The organism is Amycolatopsis sp. NPDC051758 (assembly GCF_044453095.1).
Classification (GTDB): Bacteria; Actinomycetota; Actinomycetes; order Mycobacteriales; family Pseudonocardiaceae; genus Amycolatopsis.
Genome location: NZ_JBITCJ010000011.1, coordinates 238,407 through 257,764, shown reverse-complemented (window position 1 = coordinate 257,764; position 19,358 = coordinate 238,407). Strand labels below are relative to the sequence as shown.

The 19,358-nt window shown below is 70.4% G+C and carries 14 protein-coding genes; 9 read left to right on the top strand and 5 right to left on the bottom strand.

The features are described 5' to 3' along the window. Positions 1-18 precede the first annotated feature (18 nt). Positions 19-6,381 (bottom strand): amino acid adenylation domain-containing protein, encoded by a 6,363-nt coding sequence (locus tag ACIA5G_RS41215; RefSeq protein WP_395933515.1) that lies wholly within the window; start codon positions 6,379-6,381, stop codon positions 19-21. A 112-nt stretch (positions 6,382-6,493) separates the two neighbouring features. After that, positions 6,494-8,752: a DPP IV N-terminal domain-containing protein gene (locus ACIA5G_RS41210; protein ID WP_395933513.1), complete on the bottom strand. Its 2,259-nt coding sequence runs from the start codon at positions 8,750-8,752 to the stop codon at positions 6,494-6,496. A gap of 90 nt (positions 8,753-8,842) precedes the next feature. Between ACIA5G_RS41210 and ACIA5G_RS41205 the strand changes: the two genes are divergently transcribed. Next, positions 8,843-9,538, top strand: a complete 696-nt coding sequence (locus ACIA5G_RS41205) for a TetR/AcrR family transcriptional regulator (RefSeq protein ID WP_395933511.1) — start codon at positions 8,843-8,845, stop codon at positions 9,536-9,538. Between the two features lie 4 nt (positions 9,539-9,542). On the opposite strand, the gene ACIA5G_RS41200 is transcribed toward ACIA5G_RS41205, so the two are convergent. Beyond that, positions 9,543-10,430: a ParB/RepB/Spo0J family partition protein gene (locus ACIA5G_RS41200; protein ID WP_395933509.1), complete on the bottom strand. Its 888-nt coding sequence runs from the start codon at positions 10,428-10,430 to the stop codon at positions 9,543-9,545. 376 nt (positions 10,431-10,806) lie between these two features. Here ACIA5G_RS41200 and ACIA5G_RS41195 point away from each other — a divergent pair, with 376 nt between their 5' ends. From ACIA5G_RS41195 to ACIA5G_RS41180, 4 genes are all read left to right on the top strand, one after another. Beyond that, entirely contained in the window at positions 10,807-11,211 is a 405-nt protein-coding gene (locus ACIA5G_RS41195) for an XRE family transcriptional regulator (RefSeq protein WP_125312461.1), read from the top strand. A gap of 100 nt (positions 11,212-11,311) precedes the next feature. Continuing rightward, positions 11,312-11,797, top strand: coding sequence for a hypothetical protein (locus tag ACIA5G_RS41190; RefSeq protein ID WP_395933507.1), 486 nt, complete (start codon positions 11,312-11,314; stop codon positions 11,795-11,797). Between the two features lie 80 nt (positions 11,798-11,877). Then, positions 11,878-13,071, top strand: a complete 1,194-nt coding sequence (locus ACIA5G_RS41185) for an MAB_1171c family putative transporter (RefSeq protein ID WP_395933505.1) — start codon at positions 11,878-11,880, stop codon at positions 13,069-13,071. 145 nt (positions 13,072-13,216) lie between these two features. Continuing rightward, complete coding sequence (locus ACIA5G_RS41180; protein WP_395933503.1) at positions 13,217-13,864, top strand: hypothetical protein; 648 nt, start codon at positions 13,217-13,219, stop codon at positions 13,862-13,864. 12 nt (positions 13,865-13,876) lie between these two features. Here ACIA5G_RS41180 and ACIA5G_RS41175 read toward each other — a convergent pair whose 3' ends face one another. Further along, on the bottom strand, positions 13,877-14,242 hold the full coding sequence (locus tag ACIA5G_RS41175) for a winged helix-turn-helix transcriptional regulator (protein WP_395933501.1): 366 nt from the start codon (positions 14,240-14,242) through the stop codon (positions 13,877-13,879). A gap of 180 nt (positions 14,243-14,422) precedes the next feature. On the opposite strand from ACIA5G_RS41175, the gene ACIA5G_RS41170 reads away from it, so the two are divergent. Then, positions 14,423-16,426: an APC family permease gene (locus tag ACIA5G_RS41170; protein ID WP_395933499.1), complete on the top strand. Its 2,004-nt coding sequence runs from the start codon at positions 14,423-14,425 to the stop codon at positions 16,424-16,426. Between the two features lie 214 nt (positions 16,427-16,640). Here ACIA5G_RS41170 and ACIA5G_RS41165 read toward each other — a convergent pair whose 3' ends face one another. After that, positions 16,641-18,194 carry a Na+/H+ antiporter gene (locus ACIA5G_RS41165; RefSeq protein WP_395933497.1) on the bottom strand — a complete coding sequence of 518 codons (1,554 nt, stop codon included), beginning with the start codon at positions 18,192-18,194 and terminating at the stop codon, positions 16,641-16,643. A 135-nt stretch (positions 18,195-18,329) separates the two neighbouring features. Here ACIA5G_RS41165 and ACIA5G_RS41160 point away from each other — a divergent pair, with 135 nt between their 5' ends. The 3 genes from ACIA5G_RS41160 to ACIA5G_RS41150 are packed head-to-tail and all read left to right on the top strand — an operon-like array spanning position 18,330 to position 19,337. After that, the gene (locus ACIA5G_RS41160; protein ID WP_395933811.1) at positions 18,330-18,656 is read left to right on the top strand and encodes a PadR family transcriptional regulator; all 327 of its coding nucleotides are present in this window, start codon (positions 18,330-18,332) and stop codon (positions 18,654-18,656) included. After that, entirely contained in the window at positions 18,653-19,009 is a 357-nt protein-coding gene (locus ACIA5G_RS41155; RefSeq protein ID WP_395933495.1) for a DUF1048 domain-containing protein, read from the top strand. The genes ACIA5G_RS41160 and ACIA5G_RS41155 overlap by 4 nt, the downstream gene beginning before the upstream one ends. Before the next feature lies 1 nt (position 19,010). Then, positions 19,011-19,337 (top strand): DUF1048 domain-containing protein, encoded by a 327-nt coding sequence (locus ACIA5G_RS41150; RefSeq protein ID WP_395933493.1) that lies wholly within the window; start codon positions 19,011-19,013, stop codon positions 19,335-19,337. The last annotated feature ends 21 nt before the right edge of the window (positions 19,338-19,358 follow it).

The window sequence follows — 19,358 nt, the reverse complement described above, 5'->3', positions numbered from 1 at the left end:
ACGGCGTTGCCGCGGTTCTCAGCCCGCTTCTTGGCTCCTGCGGCGGAGCTGAGGCCGGTTGGACGCCCGCAGGTCGTTCCAGCGCTGGGCCAACCGGGCGACGGTGGGTGCTTCGAAGATCAGCTGGATCGGCACCTCGACCCCCATCATCGAGCGGATCCGGGCGATCAACCGCGCCGCCAGCAGCGACTGGCCGCCGCGCTCGAAGAAGTTGTCGTCGATCCCGACCTGGTCGAGCCCCAGCACTTCGGCGAACACCCCGGCCAGCGCCTGTTCCTCGGGGGTGCGGGCCGCGCGGTACCGCGCCTGGCTGAACTCGGGTTCGGGCAGCGCCCGCCGGTCCAGCTTCCCGTTCGCGGTCAGCGGCAGCTGCGCCAGCACCACCACGGCCGCCGGCACCATGTACTCCGGCAACCGGGCGCCGACGTAGCTGCGCAACTCGGCGACGTCGTGCACGGACTCGCCCTCGGCGCCGACCACCCGGCGCAGCTCCGCCACCTCGCCGATCGACGCGCCTTCGACCGCGACGACGTAGGCCACCAGCAGGCCGGCGCCCTCACCGGCGCCACGCGCCACGACGACCGCTTGCGCGACCGCGGGGTGGGACTGGAGGACCGCTTCGATCTCTCCCGGCTCGATCCGGAAGCCCCGGACCTTCACCTGGTGGTCGACCCGCCCGAGGTACCGCAGCAGCCCGTCGTCACCCCACTTCACGAGGTCGCCCGTCCGGTACATCCGGCCGCCCGCCGGATCGAGCGGGTCCGCCACGAACCGGGACGCCGTCAACCCGGCCCGCCCGCGGTATCCGCGGGCGACCCCGGCGCCGGCGATGTACAGCTCGCCGACGACCCCCACCGGCACCGGCAGCAGACCGGGCCCCAGCACGTGGACCCGCTCGTTCTCCAGCGCGGTGCCGATGGGCATCGACGCGTCGGACGCGGCCCACGGCCGGGATTCCCACGGCTCGGTGAGGGTGTGCTCGGTCGAGGCGACCGCGGTTTCGGTCGGGCCGTAACCGTTGATGATCGTGGTGCCCGGCAACGCCTTCTGGACGCGCTTCACCAGTGACGTCGGGAGTGCCTCGCCGATGAAGACGATCGTGTCGGCGGTGACCGAGCCTTCGAGGCTGTCCACCATCTCGGCGAAGACCGACGGCACCGTGCTGATCACCCCGCCCGACCAGTGGCCGCGCTCGGCGAGGACCAGCGCGTCCCGGACGATCTCGAGGGTGCCGCCGGTGCTCAGCGCACCGAAGAGCTCCAGGACCGAGACATCGAAGCTCACCGACGTGCTCGTCAGCATCCGCGTGCCGGGCGCCACCCCCATCCGCTCGGACACCTGGGCGACGAAGGCGACGACGTTGGCGTGCGCGAGGGCGACCCCCTTGGGCCGGCCGGTCGACCCGGACGTGTAGATGACGTAGGCGAGGTTCTGCGGCCCGGGGCCGCCGTCGATCGTGCCGGGCCCGGCCTCGTGCGCACCGGCCTCGTCCATGAGGAGGGTGGGCGGCAGGGTCCGCGGCAGCTCTTCCCGGGTCGCGGTGTCGGTGATCAGCAGGACCGGCCGGGCGTCGTCGAGCACGAACTCCAGCCGCTGCCCCGGATAACCCGGGTCCAGCGGCAGGTACGCACCGCCTGCCCGCAGGACGGCCAGCAGCGCCACCACCAGGTCCGCCGTCCGTGGCAGCGAAACCGCGACCACCGACTCCGCGCCGACACCCCGGCCGCGCAGCACCCGCGCCAGCCCGTCGACCCGGCCGGCCAGCTCCCGGTACGTCAGCTCGACCCCGTCGCAGACCACCGCCAAGGCGTCCGGTGTCCGGCTCACCTGCGCGGCGAACAGGTCCGGCAACGTGGCGTCCGGCGACTCGACCGGCGCGCCGGCCCGGTCCCGCGTCAGCGCGCGTTCCTCGGGCACCAGGACGTCGACCTGGCTCACCACGACCGCCGGGTCGGCGGTCACCTGGCGCACGACCGCGCGGAAGCGCTCGGCCAGCCGTTCGACGGTCCCGCGGTCGAACAAGGCGGTGGCGAACTCGATGCGGCCTTCGACCACACGATCGCCGGCCGGGCCGAGCGCCTCGATGAGGTCGATGGTCAGGTCGAACTTCGACGACCCGTTCCCGATCCACCGGACCGTGCCCTTCAGGCCGGGCAGGTCGAGCTCCGCCGCCGCGGTGTTGTGCCACGAAAGCATCACCTGGAACAGCGGCGCGTACGCGGTCGACCGCTCCGGGTTGAGCAGCTCCACCAGGAGCTCGAACGGGGTGTCCTGGTGCTCGTACGCCGCCAGCGCCTTTTCCCGCACCTGGTCCAGCACGTCGGCGAAGGTCGGGTGGGCGGACAGGTCCGCGCGCAGCACCACGTTGTTGATGAACATGCCGACGAGGTCGTCGAGCGCGTCGTCGGTGCGGCCGGCGATGGGCGAGCCGATGGTGATGTCGTCACCGGCGCCGAGCTGGTGCAGCACCACGGCCAGCACCGCCTGCCACACCATCGCCACCGTCGCGTCGTGCCGGCGCGCCAGCTCCTCGATCAGCCGGAACTCGGTGGTGTCGACCACGAAGCGCACGAAGTCGCCGTCGTAGGAGATGTTCTGCGGGCGCGGGCGGTCGAGCGGCAGCTGCAGCGGCTGCGGCACCCCGGCCAGCTCGGTGCGCCAGTACTCGAACTGCCTCGCCAGGACGCTCTTCGGGTCCTCGGCCGAGCCCAGCAGTTCCCGCTGCCACAGCGCGTAGTCGGCGTACTGCACCGGCAACGACGTCCACTCCGGCGCGTGGCCGGCCAGCCGGGCCGTGTACGCCTCGGACAGGTCCCGCACCAGCGGGGCCGTCGACCAGCCGTCGGCGGCGACGTGGTGCAGCAGGGCGAGGAGCACGTACTCGTCGTCGGCGTGCCGGATCAGCGCCACCCGCAGCGGGATCTCCGCCGTCAGGTCGAACGCGTGCCGCACCTGCGCGTCGATCGCCGCGTCGAGCTCACCGTCCGGGACGGCCAGCTCGGTGAACGGCACCTCGGCCTCCGTCGCCGGGACGATGCGCTGGAACGCATCGCCCTGGTCGTCCTCCGCGATCAGCGTGCGCAGGCTCTCGTGCCGCGCGACGACGTCCGACCACGCGGCTCGCAGCGCCGCCACGTCCGGCTGGCCCGAGAGCCGCACGAGCAACGGCGCGTTGTAGGTCGACGAGGGCCCCTGGAAGCGGGCCAGGAACCAGAGACGGCGCTGGGCGAACGACAGCGGCAGCACGTCCGGGCGGCGCCGGGCGAGCAGCGCGGGCCGGACCTCGGTCCGGTGGTCGAGGCTCGCGAAGATGCCGGCCACGGTCGGGGTTTCGAACACCACCTGGATCGGCACCTCGGCACCCAGCAGCGCCCGGATCCGGGTGATCAGCTTGACCGCGAGCAGCGACTGCCCGCCCAGCTCGAAGAAGTTGTCGTCGATCCCGACCCGGTCGAGCCCCAGCACCTCGGCGAACACGTCCGCGAGCAGCTTCTCCCGCTCGGTCCGCGGCGCGCGGTAGCGCCCCTGGGCGAACTCCGGCTCCGGCAGCGCCCGGCGATCGAGCTTTCCGTTGGCGGTCAACGGGAAGCCGTCCAGCACGACCACGGCGGCGGGAACCATGTACTCCGGCAGCCGGTCACCCGCGAACCGGCGCAGCTCCGCCGGATCGGCTTCGCCCACCACGTAGGCCACGAGCTGCCGGTCCGCCCGGTCCTGCTCGCCCGCGCGGCCGTGCACCACGACCGCCACCTGCGCGACCGACGGGTGCGAGGCCAGCACCGCCTCGATTTCCCCCGGCTCGATCCGGAACCCCCGGATCTTCACCTGGTCGTCCACCCGGCCGAGGTACACCAGCTCGCCGGAAGCGTTCCACCGCACCAGGTCCCCGGTCCGGTACAGGCGGGAACCGGTGGGGTCGAACGGGTTCGCCACGAACCGCGCCGCCGTCAAGCCCGGGCGGCGCAGGTAACCGCGCGCCACCCCCGCGCCCGAGACGTACAGCTCGCCGGTCACCCCTTGCGGCACCGGGCTCAGCCCCGGGTCCAGCACCACCGCGGACATCCCGGCCAGCGGCGCGCCGATCGGCACCGGGCCGTCCGGCACGTCCGCCCGGCCTTCGAACGAGCGCGTCACGGCGAAAGTTGTCGCCTCCGTCGGGCCGTAACCGTTGGTGATCGTCGCCGCGACGGTTTCCAGGGCCCGGGAAAGCGTCTCGGCAGGGATCTCCTCGCCGCCGACCCAGACCTCGTCGACGCCGTCGAAGACACCGGGGCGCTCACGGACGAGCAGCTCGAACAGCCGAGTCGTCATGAACAACGCCGAAACCCGCTGCGACACCAGGACTTCCCCGATGGTCGCCGGGTCCAGCCGTCCCGGCGGAGCCAGCACCGCGGTCCCGCCGCCCAACAGTGGCACCCACAGTTCATACGTCGACGCGTCGAACACCAGCGGCGAATGCACCAGCACCCGGTGGTGCCGGCCGTTGGCGTACCGGGGATCGAGCGCCAGGTCGGCCACCGCCGCCTGGGAAACCGTGACGCCCTTGGGTGTCCCCGTCGACCCGGACGTGTAGATCACGTACGCCGCGTTCAGCGGCTCCAGCCGGTCGGTGACCGCATCACCCGGACACGCCGCCACCTCGGCGCGGACGGCCTCGTCGTCGATCGGGACCAGGGGCACGTCGAAGCCCTCGGTCGCACTGCTGAGCTCTTCGGTGGTCACCACCAGCCGCGCGCCCGCGTCGCCGAGCACGAACCCGATCCGCTCGGCCGGGTAGCCCGCGTCGATCGGCAGGTAGGCGGCGCCGGCCTTCCACACCCCCAGTAGCACCGCGACCAGTTCGAGCGACCGCGGCAGCACCACCGCCACGATCGACTCCGGCCCGGCCCCGCGCCCGGCCAGGAACCGCGCCCACCGGTTCGACCGCTCGTCCAGCTCCGCGTACGACAGCGCCTCGTCTCCGAGCACCACCGCCGGCGCGTCCGGGCACGACTTCGCCCGCTCGGCGAACAACCGCACGGCCGCCGCCGGACTCGCTTGCGGCGCGGTCGCTCGGCCCCACGCGGCGAGCTGGTCCCACTCGCCCGGCAGCAGCGCGCTCAGCCGGCCCACGGCGGTCCGCGGGCCGGCGACGATCTGCGTCATCACCGCGCGGAAGCGCCCGGCGAGTGCCGCCAGGTCGGCGGCGCGGTACCGGGCGGCGTTCGCGTCGAACCGCACGACGAGCCCGCCGGTCCGCTTGTCCTCGTACGCGGTGACCGCCAGGTCGTCGACCGCGCCGGCCGACTCGATGGCGAACGCGCCCGGCGCACCGCCGAAGTCCAGCGCCTCGGAGAACGGCAGGATTCCCAGGACGGGCCCGAGGTGCTCGCTCACCGACCAGCCCGCGGCCGAGATCAGGTCCGACGTCGAACACCGGGAGTGGCGCACCGACTCACGCACCTCGCGGGCGATCCGCTCGGCGACCTCGGCGAACGGGGCGGCCGGCGGATTCGACACCCGGAGGGGGACAAAACCCGCGCGCAGCCCGGGCTGCGTCTTCGTCGATCCGGTGCGGTTGGCCATCGTCAACCGGACGGCGAAGTCGTCGGCGCCGGAGAGCCGCTGGACGAGCACCGAAAGGGCCGCGATGAAGTAGCTGGAGAACCGGAGCCCGAGGTTGTCGGCGTCGGCGCGCCAGCGGTCGAGCTCGGCGGCCTCGACGTGGAGCGTGTGGTGCTCGAGGCCGACACGCCCGGGCGTGCGCTGCCCGGTCAGCGAGACCGGTGCGGCGACGGCGGCCAGGCGCTCCTGCCAGAAGGCCCGGTCGGCGTCCGCGTCCGCCGAGTCCCGGTAGCTGCGGTCGGCCTCGTCGAGCGCTTCGGGGCCGGCGAACTCGGTCGGCCCGGCCGGGACCCCGGCCAGCTTCGCCGAATAGACCGCCGCGACCCGGCGCATGAAGACGGTGTAGCCGAACACGTCGTTCAGCAGGTGGTGCATGGCGACGAACACGAAGAACCGGGCCGGCGCGACCTTGACCGCGCCCACCCGGAACAGGGTGTCCTTCGCGAGGTCGAGCGGCACCTGCCGGTTCCAGGCGATGGCCGAGAGCGCCGCCGCAACGGGGTCCGGTTCCGCGCTGACGTCGGTGATGGAGACGTCGCCGGTCACGTCGTCACGGACGAACTGGTACGGCCCCTGCTCGTCTTCGTCGAAGTTCGTCAGGAACGGCCGCGCCTCGGCCAGCACGTCGCCGAGTGACGCGCGCAGCACCGGCAGGTCCAGCTCGCCGTCGACGTCCCAGTAGACCGCGGTCAGGTTGGGGATCTCCGGCCGCAGTTTCTGCGCGAACCAGATCGACTGCTGGGCCGAAGACAATCGGAGCGCTTCATTCGCGGGCACAGCTCCCCCAGATACGGAATTGTTTGAATGAGAAAGTCGGCGGCTTTATCGAGCACTTTCCGAGTGGAATCATCTTGGCACGCCCCGCTTCGGAGCGTCAAACGTCGCGCCTTCAGCCGCGGTTCGGGCTCAGCGAACGGGCCCACGCCAAGGAAGCCGACGGGATTTCGCCCAGCCGGTACCCGGCGGGCGGTGACGTGTTCATGAGGTTCCGGACGAAGAAATCCCATTTTCGCCGCGTGACATAAGCCTCGCGGTGGAACATGGTGTGCCCGGCGCCGGGCACGATCAGCAGCTCGAAATCCTTGTCCGCTTCGATCAGCGCGTCGACCAGCCCCAGGGTTTGGTACGGCAGCGCGTTGTCGTCGAGCTCACCGTGGATCAGCAGCAGTTTTCCCCGCAGGTTCCCGGCGAGTTCGGCGTTGACGCACCGGCGGTAGAGCTCGGGTTCGTACGGTCCCTGGTAGACCTCGCCCCACCACGGCAGCTGCAGCCGCGGGTCGTGGCAGCCGGACACCCCGACCGCGACCCGGTAGAAGTCCGGGTGGGCGAGCACGGCGCGCACGGAGGCGGAGCCGCCGGCGGAATTGCCGGTGATCCCGACCCGGCCGGTGTCCAGCCACGGATGGCGCCGGCCGAGCTCGGTGATGGCGGCCACGTGGTCGTCGAGACTCCCGAAGTCGTCGATGTGCCCGTAGGAAAGGTCGTGGAATTCCTTGTCCCGGCCCGGTGTGCCCCGGCCGTCCACCGAGACCACGGCGAATCCCAAGGCCGCGTACGCCTCGAAATCGCCGGTTCCGGTGTTGTCGAAACCGGGTGGCGCGTGCTGCGAATGGGGACCGGGGTAGATGCGGTCGATGACCGGGTAACGCCGGTCCGGGTCGAACCCGTGCGGGCGCCACAGGAGGCCGTAGATGTCGGTGGTGCCGTCGGCCGCCTTGACCGTGAACCGCTCGGGCGGTGTCCAGCCCGCGCGTTCGAGCGCGGAGACGTCGGCCCGCTCCAGTTCCACCACCACCCGGCCGGACCGGTCGCGCACCACCGCGACCGGCGGCCGGTCCCACCGGGACGCGACGTCGACCAGGTACCGGCCCGACGGCGCGGCCTGCACGACGTGGTCGTCGAGGTCTTCGGTCAGCCGGGTGAACCCGCTGCCGTCGAGTTCGGCGCGGCACAGCTGCCGGACGTACGGGTCCGCGTCGACCAGGCCGGACGCCGTGAAGAAGACGACACCGGCGTCCTCGTCGACGTGGAGGATCTCCCGGACGGCCCACGCGCCCTTCGTCACCTGGTTGACCAGCACACCCGAAGCGGAATACCGGTAGAGGTGCCCCCAGCCGTCGCGCTGGGAGTACCAGAGCACGTCCCCGTTCGCCAGGGTGCGCACGAGCGGCGGCTGGAAGATCATCTGGTTGGGCTCGACCCGGGTCCGGCCGGTTTCCTCGACGGCCACCCGCGACCGGCCCGTCGACAGGTCCACCGCGATCAGCCGCAGGCGCAGGTAGAACCGCCCGGGATCGAGGTAGTAGAGCGTCCCGCCGTCGGCCGACAGCCACGCCCGGTCCCACGCCAGCGGCGAGCGGAACGACGCGTAGAAGGGCTCGGCGTCCGAAGACGTCACCGTCCGGCGCTCCAGGTCGACGACGACCAGGTGCAGCATCGGCTGGTTTTCCTCGCCGGCCATGGCGTACCGGTAGGTGTGCGTCACCGGCCGGCCACCGCCCGCCGGCGCCGACTCGACCAGGTGCAGCGGCTCGACCTCGCGTTCGTCGATCCGGTGTGTCACCAGCTTCGTCCCGTCGGGACTCCACAGGACGACCGGGGGCGCGACCGCGCCGGCCTTCCGCATGATCGAACGGTGCTGCCAGAACGTCGTTTCGGTCGCGTAGGCGTTGTCGGCCGAGCCGTCCCGGGTGAGTGGTGACTCGACACCCGTTTCGTCGCGTACCCACAGGTTGTGGTCGCGGACGAAGACCGTCCACCGCCCGTCCGGCGACCGGGATTCGCCGAGGGCGGCGGAAGCCGGTTCTTCGGCGGGAGCGCACGTGTAGTCCTCGAGCGAACACCGCCACCGGCGCCCACCGGATTCGACGACCACGGCGTCGCTCCCGACGTCGACCACCGACAGCTCGGCCGGTGCACCGGTCGCGGCCGCCAGCCTGGCGCGGTCGAAGGCGGGCCGCCGGGTGCCCGCGGCCGGATCGACCAGGACATGTTCCGCACCGCCCGCGCCCGAAGTCGCGTACCAGAACGAATCCGACCCGGCCGACCAGGTCAGCGGCCCCACCACACCGGTGATCAGCGTGGCCCGGCGCGGCCTCAGCATCTGCTCCGCCCGCCGGTAGTCCTCGGCGGCACAGGTTTGCTCCATGCCGGCGACGATACGCCATAGTCTACGCAGTAGACAACCACCCCGGGCCCGTCCACCGAGGGCCGCTCGAAGGTCGATTAGGCTGGTCACGTGACCGAAAAACCCGCGAAGAACACCGGCCGGGCCCGGGGCCGGGCCGTGACGCCGCGCGGCACCCTCAACCGTCGCCGGATCCTCGACGCGGTGGCGGCGACGGTCGCGGACAAGGGTGTCGACGCCGTCACGATGCGCGCCATCGCCACCGAGCTCAAGGTCGACCCGATGGCGCTCTACCGGCACTTCCGGGACAAGGACTCGTTGCTGGCGGCGTTCGTCGACGACGTCTTCGCGGACATCGGGCCACCCGAAGAATCCGGCGTCGAAGGGGCGAAGGAACTCGCCCGGCAGTACTTCCGCGCCCTGGTCGCGCACCCCGGGCTGGTGACCATCACCCTCGAGCACGCCCTCGACAGCCCCCACCAGCTCCTGATGGGCGAACGGATCTACCGGGGCATGCTCGACGCCGGCTACGACATCGAGACGGCCGTCATGGTGTTCAGCGGACTGCAGCGGTTCGTGCTCGGCAGCGCGTTGATGTACCCGCGCCGCACGGATCCCGACGACCTCCCCGGCTGGAACCGCGTCCGCGGCCTCTTCCGGGAGCTGGATCCCGAGCGCTTCCCCACGTTGCGCCGGGTCAACGAGCAGGTCCCCAGGATGAACCAGGAAGAGGTCTTCGGCCGCTGGCTCGACTGGATCTTCGACCCGCCGGGCGCGCCGGCCGGCTCCCGCGGTTCCGGCGCCTGACGCGTCACGTGCAGTGGTCGAGCAGCTCGGCCAGCTGGTCCCAGTCGCGGGACCGTTGCCGGGCGACCTCGGCGAGGCCGGGGGCGCAGTGGCTCGGGATCTTGTCCACGACGGTCTTCAGGTCGGCGCCGCCGAACGGGACCTCCAGCCAGCGCAGCACCGCGCGGCCGGACTCGGTGAAGCGCAACGCGGGGTCGCGGCGCATGCGGTCCAGCACGTAGGCGGGGTCCGCCTGCGGCCCGGCGGTCGCGATCGAGGCGCTGCGGGCCGGCTTGCTCCCCTTGCGGGACGCGGGTTCTTCCCCGCTGCGCAACCGTTTGCGCACGTCCTTGGCCGTCGTGACCGACACCCCGGCCGCCAGGGCCACTTCGCGCGCCGACGCGTCCGGGTCGGCTTCGAACAGTTCGGCGGCGCGGCGGCGCGCCTGCTCGTTCGACCGGTACAGCACGCCGTTGCTCGCGATCCGGCCGGTCGGATGGGGAAATTCCGCGGTCGACCGCTTGCGGATCGCGGCCACCGTCTTGGGTGAAAGCCCGGCGACACCGGCGATCCGCCGGTCGGACCACTGCGGGTACAGCGAGAGGATTTCGCGCGCCGCGCCCTTCCGGTCGGCCAGCGTCAACGGCAGGCCGTGCATCGCGTTCAGCTTCACGGCCAGCACGAACGCCTCTTTGACGTCGCCGTCGAAGAACACCGCGGCGATGGTCGTCTCGCCGCGCAGCTGCGCCGCCCGGAGCCGGTGCAGCCCGTCGATGACCTGCGTCGTGGGCCGGTGGACGACGATCGGCGGCGGCGCGATCACCGACTCGGCGAGTGCGCGGACGTGCTCGGCGTCCTCCACCGTCCGCGGCGCCGCTTCGAACGGCAGCAGGTCCCGGATCGGAACGTTCACGACATTCGAATAGAACGGAGATTCACGGCTCAACGGGTCGGCGAAGTTCTTCTCCGCCGAAACTGCAGTGACGGTCATTGGATCCCCCCGGATCAAAAGCGCCGGCGCCGCCCGATGACAACCGTGACACGTGCCGATTCTGCTCGACTCCGTTGTCACGGTGACCGAACGAACCTTATCGTGTGGAAAATCGGTGTTCCGCCAGGACGCATCCCTCCCTGGGCGATGGCTGGGGTAAACTCAGATGACCGACACGGCTCAACCGGTCACGTCAGCGAACACTTGAAGCCTACGACGGGCTCCGATCCGCGTCAACTATCGTGACCAGCAGGCTATGCTCTGTCCATAACAGCGACCGCAGAGGAGCGTTAGTGCCGTGACCACCCCAGCTCCTTCACTGGCAGCCAAGATCGAGAAGCTGTTCGAGACGGTCCAGCCGCTCGGCCGCGAGTACAGCAACGACGAGGTGGCCAAGGGCTGCGCGGAGATGGTCGGCGGCACGTTCTCCAAGACCTACGTCTGGCAGCTGCGGACGGGTCAGCGGGACAACCCGACCAAGCGCCACCTCGAGGCGCTGGCGTCGTTCTTCCGCGTTCCACCCGCGTACTTCTTCGACGACGAGACGTCCGAACGGGTCGACTCGCAGCTGGCGCTGATCGCCGCCCTGCGCAACGCCGACATCCGGAACATCACGCTGCGCGCGCTCGAACTCGACAGCTCCGGCCGGGAGTTCATGTCGCGTATGATCGAAGAGATCGGTCGAATGCAGACGCGACGCTGAGGGTGCTGCCCCGCGCGCATCGAACACAGGACCCGACATGAGGGCAGATGTGGATCGCCGAAGTCGCCAGCAACCGTTCGACGCCCTGTCGCTGTCAGCGATGCGACGGGCCGCCAAGCGCAAGCTCGAGTCCCTGCACATGCCACCGTGCCGCGACGTCGTCGAGTTCGCGGAAGCGCTGAGCGCCAAACGGGGGATCCCGCTGCACGTCCTGCCGGTGACGATCCGGCCGTCCGACCCGTGCGGGTTGTGGCTGTCCACGCCGGAGGCCGACTTCATCACCTACGAAGCGGTGGCGAGCCGGCCGCACCAGCACCACATCATCGCGCACGAGCTCGGCCACATGATCTACGGCCACCGCGGGGTTTCCGCGGCCAGCAGCGTCACGACGCAGCTGCTGTTCCCCGACCTGGACCCGAGCCTGGTCCAGGACCTGCTCGGCCGGTCCGGGTACACCGAACGCCAGGAGCAGGAGGCGGAGATGATGGCCACGATCATCCAGGATCGCCTGCGGGAGGCGCCCGAGGCCACGGATCCGGCGTCGGCGGACGGGATCCTCGACCGCATCCGGCGGTCGCTCTCGTGACCGCGACGGGGTACCGCACCTGAGCGCCCCGCCGTAGATTGAAGGACCGGCACTCGACGACCAGCTGAGGGACGCTCAGGATGGATCTGCTGGAAGCCACCAGACCCGCGATGGCGGCGTTCTGCTTGGTCGCGTTGGTCTACAAGCTCTTGACCTCGTCCAAGGCCCACCGCGACCCGGCGACCATGGCCTTGCTCGCCGTCTTCGCCTCGGGCGCGATCGCCTGGACCGTGACGACACCGGGAATCAGCGAAGGCCTCGAACGCCGGACGGGCCTGCCGAACCTGTCGACGTTGATCATGGAGTTGCTGGCGGCGGTCGTGCTGAGCCCGGCGCTGCTGGTCGCGGTGATCACGTGGTCCAACTCCCCGGCAGAGGCCAAACGCAAGCGAAGGGTCGTGATCGCCCGCGGCTCCGCGATCGGCGCCGTGATGATCACCCTCTGGATAGCCGCAGCGGTCAAAACCCCGGACGGCACGGAGTACCTCGTCCAGAACGCAAACCGCCCCATGGTGATCGCGTACCTGCTCGTCTTCGAACTCGGCTTCGGCCACGGCCTGACGGTCCTGCTCCGGCTCTGCTGGCCCTACGCCCGCCTCAGCCGCGACACCTGGCTCCGCCGAGGCCTGTTCATCACGATGATCGGCGCGGGCGCCGACCTCCTGGTCATCGCGGGCCGCCTGATCTCGGTCCCGGCGTTGATGCTGGGCTACGACCCGATGGCCTGGGAGGTGGCCCTGGGCATCGTCAGCCGCCTCGGCACCATCGGAATCGTGCTGGGCCTCCTGATCCCGTCGATCGCGGCGCAGTGCAAGAACGTGACGGCTTGGTGGCGCGACGTCCGGTCGTACCAGGCTCTGGGCAGCCTCTGGCGAGACCTCAACCGGGCGTTTCCCGAGGTAAGCCTCCTGAACGGGAAGGTCCCGCGCCGTTCGTATGTCCGGGTGGAGGAGATGCGTTATCTCCTGGGCCGCCGTGTCATCGAAATCCGCGATTCATGGCGGGCGTTGCGACCGTATGTCCCTGACAACAACGCTCGAGCCGAAACTGACCTGACGCACCTGGCGGTGGAAGCAGCTTGGTCCCTCCGGGCAGCGCTGGCGGCGAAGTCGGCCGGCTGGGCGGCGAACGAGGAGTCGGGCGCAAGCCGCTTGGAACGGCTGGAAGCGACCGACTTGGATGACGACATCGAGTGGCTGGTCCGGGTGGGGCGCGCTTATACGGCTACTCAGCCGCCTGAGGATCGGAAAGTCCTGTTGCCGGCGACCAACTGAGGGCATGTCCAAAGAGGACGGGCTGAGCCGGAAGACCGAGTGCACCGGGACCACCATCAGCGACCGGTTCGGCCGGGGCGGCGCCGGCGTCCGGCCGAGTTCGAGGCGTTCCCCGATCGCGCGGTAGCTGCGGTGGACCCACTCCATGACCGCGACCAGCGCGGGCAGGGCGACGACGATCAGCCAGCCACCCTCGCCGAACTTCGTGGCGGTGACCACGACCGCGGCGATCCCGGTGAGCAGCGCGCCGAAGCCGTTGAGCGCCGCCCTGCCCTGCCGGCCGCGGGGACGCTCGCGCCGCCAGTGCCGCACCATGCCGAACTGCGAGAGGGTGAAGCCGACGAAGACGCCGATCGCGAACAGCGGGACCAGGGTGTTCATGTCGCCGTCGGAAACGATGAGCCGACGTCAGCGCAGCCACCCCGGCCGCCACCGAGACGGCGACGTTGAGCACGTAGTCCACGATCAGCGACGCGCCCGCGACCAGGGACGCGCGGCGGCCGAGGTAGGTCCGGCTGACGCCGTACGCGCCGCCGCCGTCCGGGAACGCGGCGATCACCTGCCGGTAGGACAGCGTCAGGACGCCGAGCAGCAGCGCGATGCCCAGCGTCACCGGCACGGTGAAGCCGAGCCCGGCGCCGCCCGCCACGGCCAGCACGATGACGATGGCTTCGGGGCCGTACGCCACCGACGCCATCGCGTCCAGGGACAGCGCCGCCAGGCCGCCCACCACGGACAGCCGGTGCCGGTCGGCCTTTTCGGCGGCTTCCGGCTTCCTCAAGGGCGGTGCTGACGCGGCCCCGGGCTATCCCCACGTCCGCCTGATGCGCCGGTGACCGCCGGCGCACCGGTCGTCGAGATACCTCTCGTAAATCGAGACCCATACGTCCAAATCGGACATAACGGCGACAACCTCTTCACCAAGCGCAGTCAACGCGTACCGCGCCGTCCGTTCCGGCCGCAGATCCCAGGTCCCCGGCTCGTCGCACCGGACGAGCACCCCTTCGGCCGCCAGCGTCCGCAGCACGCGTTCCAGTTTCCGCTTCGGCAGGGGCACGGCTGCGCACAGCTCGGTGCGCGACCTCGCGCTCTCCGCGAGGGCCTCGATCACCTCGACGGCGCCGGGGCGACCGGCCACATCGGACAACCGTGCCACCACGTCGTCGGCCATGTCAGCTCCCGCGGAGATCGGTTGGCGGCAGAGGCTAGACAACCTCGGCTCCCGCGCGACCGGCGTTGACGCAACCCTGACGAACGCCCCGGCATTCCTTGACGAAATCCGTACGCCGCTCCCCGGATCTTGATGTTTTCCATATGCCGCACCGGGTGTGCCCGGGAGACGCTTCCGTACGTGCCGGCACCCACCTCATCGCTCAAACGGCTGGTACTCGGCCGGCCGTTCCGCAGCGACACCCTCGGCGAGACCCTGCTGCCCAAGTGGCTCGCGCTCCCGATCTTCGCCAGCGACCCGCTGTCCTCGGTCGCCTACGCGACCCAGGAGATCCTGCTCATCCTCAGCATCGGCGGCCTGGCCTACCTCACGCTGGCGCCGTGGATCGGCCTGGCCGTCGCGGTGCTGCTGACCGTCGTGGTCGTGTCCTACCGGCAGGTCGTGCGGGCCTATCCCAGCGGCGGCGGCTCGTACGAGGTGGCGTCGAAGAACCTGGGCAGCTCCGCCGGGCTCGTCGTGGCCGGGGCGCTGATGGTCGACTACATCATGACCGTCGCGGTCTCGGTCGCCTCCGGCGTCGACAACATCATCTCCGCCGTCCCCCAGCTCAACGACTACCGCATCGGTCTCGACATCGGCTTCATCGTGCTGCTGACGGCGATGAACCTGCGTGGCATCCGCGAGTCCGGCCGCACGTTCGCGATCCCGACCTACCTGTTCATCGGCGGCGTCATGCTGATGATCGTGCTCGGGTTCGGGCAGCTGGTAGCCGGGCACGCCCCGGTCGCCGAAAGCGCCGGCTACGACGTCCGGCCCGAACAGGTCGGGCTGACCGGACTGGCGCTGGTCTTCCTGCTGTTGCGGTCCTTCTCCTCCGGCTGCACCGCCCTCACCGGTGTCGAGGCCATCTCCAACGGCGTCCCCGCCTTCCGCAAACCCAAGAGCGCCAACGCCGCCCGCACGATGACCGCGATGGGCGCCATCGCCGTCGTCATGTTCGGCGGCATCACCGCGCTCGCGATGATTTCCCACGTCAAGATCGCCGAGAACACCTGCGACCTCGTCGGCTTCCCGGGCAACTGCGACAGCGACCCGCAGCGGACCGTGATCAGCCAGATCGCCGCGGCCGTCTTCGGTGGCGATCACGCGGTCCTGTTCTACTTCCTGCAGGCCACCACCGCGCTGATCCTGATCCTGGCGGCCAACACCGCGTTCAACGGGTTCCCGCTGCTGGCCTCGATCCTCGCCCAGGACCGCTTCCTGCCCCGCCAGCTGCACACCCGCGGCGACCGGCTCGCGTTCTCCAACGGCATCATCGCGCTCGCACTGGTCGCCGGGATCCTGATCTTCGCGTTCGACGGCTCGACGACCCGGCTGATCCAGCTCTACATCCTGGGCGTGTTCACCTCGTTCACGCTCTGCCAGGCGGGCATGGTCCGGCACTGGAACCGCGAGCTGGCCACCGCGACCGACGCCCGGCAGCGCCGGTCGATCCAGCGCTCCCGGCTGATCAACGCCCTCGGCGCGATGCTCACCGCGATCGTCCTGGTCGTCGTCATGATCACGAAGTTCACCCACGGCGCCTACCTGGTCGTCATCGCGATCCCGGTGCTGTGGGTGATGATGCGCGCGATCCACCGCCACTACAGCCACGTCCGCGAAGAGCTCCAGGCCGACGACGAGAGCGAGCTGCTGCCCAGCCGCGTCCACGCCGTCGTGCTGGTGTCCACTTTGCACAAGCCCAGCCAGCGGGCGATCGCGTTCGCCCGTGCCACCCGGCCCGACACCCTGGCCGCGATCACGGTGAACGTCGACGACGCCGACACCCGCGCCCTGCAACGGCAATGGGAGCAGCGGGACATGAAGATCCCGCTCAAGGTGCTCGAGTCCCCGTACCGCGAGATCACCCGGCCCGTGGTGGCCTACGTCAAGAACCTGCGGCGCGCCAGCCCCCGCGACGTCGTGTGCGTCTACATCCCCGAATACGTCGTCGGGCGCTGGTGGGAGAACATCCTGCACAACCAGAGCTCCCTGCGGCTGAAGGGCCGGCTGCTGTTCGAACCCGGCGTGATGGTCACCAGCGTGCCCTGGCAGCTGCACTCGACCAGTCGCCGCGATCTCCAGCGCGTCCGCCCGCTCCCGGGCGACACCCGTCGCGGCATCACGCCGCAACGACGCTCATGAGCGTCAACGGGCCGTCAACGACGCCCCCGCCGACGTACGGATTCCGCCTGCGGACGTTGTGTGCCGGCCGCGGGGGTCGCAGGGTGGCTCCATGGGCGATCTGATGTGGGCACTGAGCCTGATCGGCGGATTCGTGCTGGTGGCGCTGCTGCTGCGGCTGGTCGAGACGCGGGAGCCGGCCCGGGTCCGGCGGCTGCCACCCCGCTGACCGCGCTCACTCGAGGCCGGCGTGCTCCAGGTCCAGCAGGCGCTGGATGCGGCGGCGAGTTCCGTCGGTGATCTCACCGGCTTCGAAGAGCCGGGTCAGCTCGGCGGCCTCGACGTCGATCAGCTCCCGCCGCAGTGACCGGTGATCGATCCTTCTCTCGAGGTCCGTGGTGGCTTCGGCGGCGTCGTCCTCGATGCGCTCGAGCCGGGCCTGCCAGCCCGTCCGCAGCTGGTCGACGACGAACTCCGGCGCCGACTCCGTTTCGGACAGGTGCTGCAGGTGGCTCAGCCCGGCCTCGGCGAGCTTCCGGCGGGCAGCGCTGTACTCGGTGCGCAGGTCGGCCGGGTCCAGCGCGATCCCGGCGCGCCGCACCAGCGGCGCGAGCGTGAACCCCTGCACCACCAGCGTCAGCACGATCACCGCGGTCGTCAGCAGCAGCACCAGATCGCGCGACGGCAGCGCGGAGCCGTCCAGGGTGAGCACCGGCAGGGACAGCGCCGCGGCCAGCGGCACCACCCCGCGCGCACCGGCCCAGGAGACGACCGCGGGCACCTGCCAGGAGATCCGCTCACCACCGCGGCGCTGCCGGATCGCCGAAAGCACGAACACGAGCACCAGCCGGGCCAAGACCAGCGTCGCGGCGATGGCCAGCGCCTGCAGCAGCCACCACGCCCCGCTCCCGGCGAGACGCCGCACCAGGGCGGGCAGCTGCAGGCCGATCAGGCCGAACACGACGCTTTCCAGCAGGAACACCACGGTCTGGTACACCGCGCCGACCTGCAACCGGATCCGCGCGGTTGTCAGCCGTTCGGCCTGGGTCCCCAGAATCACGCTCGCCACGACGACGGCCGTCACGCCCGACCCACCGACCGATTCGGCCACGACGTACCCGGCGTACGGGGTGACCAGCGAGATCACCGTCTCCAGCACCGGGTCTTCGGTGCGGCGCCGGATCAGGAACGCCCCGAGCGCCGTCAGCACGCCGACCGCGAGACCGCCGCCGGCCAGGACCGCGAACTCCCCCAAGGTCCGGCCCCACGAAGCGGCCCCGCCCGCCACCGCCAGGAACAACGCCACCCGGAACAGCAGCAAGCTGGTCGCGTCGTTGAACAGGCTCTCCGCCTGGATCAGCGCTTGTACCCGCGGTGGGAGCGCCAGCCTCCGTGCCAGCGCCGTCACCGCGACCGGGTCCGTGCTGGCCAGGATCGCGCCGAGCACGAAGGCCATCCCGACCGGCAGCGGCGTCACGAGGACGGCTGTCCCGATCACCGCGGCGGCCGAGAGCAGCACCAGCCCGACGGAGAGCACGGCGACCGGCCGCCCGACGGCGCGCAGGTCCCGCCAGGGCAGCTCCTCCCCTGCGGCGAACAACAGCGGCGGCAGCACGACCAGGCTGATCACTTCGGGCGTCACCTGCACCGCCGCGACGCCGGGCAGCAGTCCGACGGCGACCCCGGCCACGACCAGCAGGGACGGCGCGGGCACGCGCAAGCGTTTGGCGAAGGTGGCGACCACGGTCGCGACGACCACCAGGAACAGTACGGTTTCGACCCCGCGCATCAGCCGGTCCTCCACATCCCGAATCCGGATACCGACCAGACTTCCCGGCGCACCGGGCGTCGTTCACTACCTCGTGGTACTTTGTAGCAGTACTCAGTGTCACTGGGTACCTGGCGGATCGCGGAGGACCCCACGGTGGACGACCTGACCGAGATGCTGAAGGGAACGCTCGAGGGCTGCGTGCTCGAAATCATCGCCGGCGAAGAGACCTACGGGTACGCCATCACGCGCCGGCTGAACGAACTCGGCTTCGCCGACGTCGTCGAGGGAACGGTCTACACCATCCTGCTGCGGCTGGAGAAGAACGGACTCGTCCAGGTGACGAAACGACCGTCCGGGCAGGGCCCGCCGCGCAAGTTCTACGCACTCAACAACAAGGGCCGCGAAGAACTCGCGACGTTCTGGGCGAAATGGGAGTACGTCACAGCACGGATCGACAAGCTCAAGGAGGGCGGGAGATGAACTTCTGGGAGACCATCACCGGCAGCGACCTCACCAGGGAGTACAAGGCGTTCGAAGTCCGGGCCGAGGCATTGCCGGCCGACTACCGGGCGGCGTGGGAAGAGATCAAGGCGCATCTTTTTCCCTACGGGGACTTCACGGGCCGGAACCTGATGCCGATTCTCGACGGTGCGCTCGGGTTGCTCGAAGAGACGGCGTCCGACGGACAGCGCATTCATGAGGTGCTGGGCGACGACGTCAAGGGCTTCTGCGCGGCACTGGCCGGCGGAGAAGGAGCCCGGAGCTACCGCGACCGGTGGCGCGAGCAGCTGAACAGGAACGTCGCGAGGAAACTGGCCCGGCTGGGAGGCTGACGTGGGCATTCAAGACATCATCGAGGGCAAGAAGCAGTGGCGGGCACACATGGCGCGGGTCAAGGCGCTCCCGCCGGACTACGAGATCGTCTACAAGGAGATTCAGCGGTACCTCTTCAAGGTCGGACCGGTCGACCTGGCCGACGGATCCCTGCTCTACGGGATCGTCGACTTCTTCGAGGAGGGCGTCGCGGCCGGCAAGGGAGTCCTGGAGCTCATCGGCGACGACGTGGCGGCGTTCTGCGACGACCTGATCAAGGACTCACCCACCTACGCGGACGTCTACCAGGAATCCCTCAGCGAGAAACCCGGCACGGCCGAGAAGTGACACGGCATTCGTGGAACGTCC

What these genes read in the sequence shown, in the direction of transcription:
- ACIA5G_RS41210 (WP_395933513.1), bottom strand. Translation starts at nt 8,752, where the DNA reads ATGGAGCAAACCTGTGCCGCCGAGGACTACCGGCGGGCGGAGCAGATG.
- ACIA5G_RS41190 (WP_395933507.1), top strand. Translation starts at nt 11,312, where the DNA reads ATGCGACGGGCCGCCAAGCGCAAGCTCGAGTCCCTGCACATGCCACCG.
- ACIA5G_RS41185 (WP_395933505.1), top strand. Translation starts at nt 11,878, where the DNA reads ATGGATCTGCTGGAAGCCACCAGACCCGCGATGGCGGCGTTCTGCTTG.
- ACIA5G_RS41180 (WP_395933503.1), top strand. Translation starts at nt 13,217, where the DNA reads ATGACCGCGACCAGCGCGGGCAGGGCGACGACGATCAGCCAGCCACCC.
- ACIA5G_RS41175 (WP_395933501.1), bottom strand. Translation starts at nt 14,242, where the DNA reads ATGGCCGACGACGTGGTGGCACGGTTGTCCGATGTGGCCGGTCGCCCC.
- ACIA5G_RS41165 (WP_395933497.1), bottom strand. Translation starts at nt 18,194, where the DNA reads ATGCGCGGGGTCGAAACCGTACTGTTCCTGGTGGTCGTCGCGACCGTG.
- ACIA5G_RS41155 (WP_395933495.1), top strand. Translation starts at nt 18,653, where the DNA reads ATGAACTTCTGGGAGACCATCACCGGCAGCGACCTCACCAGGGAGTAC.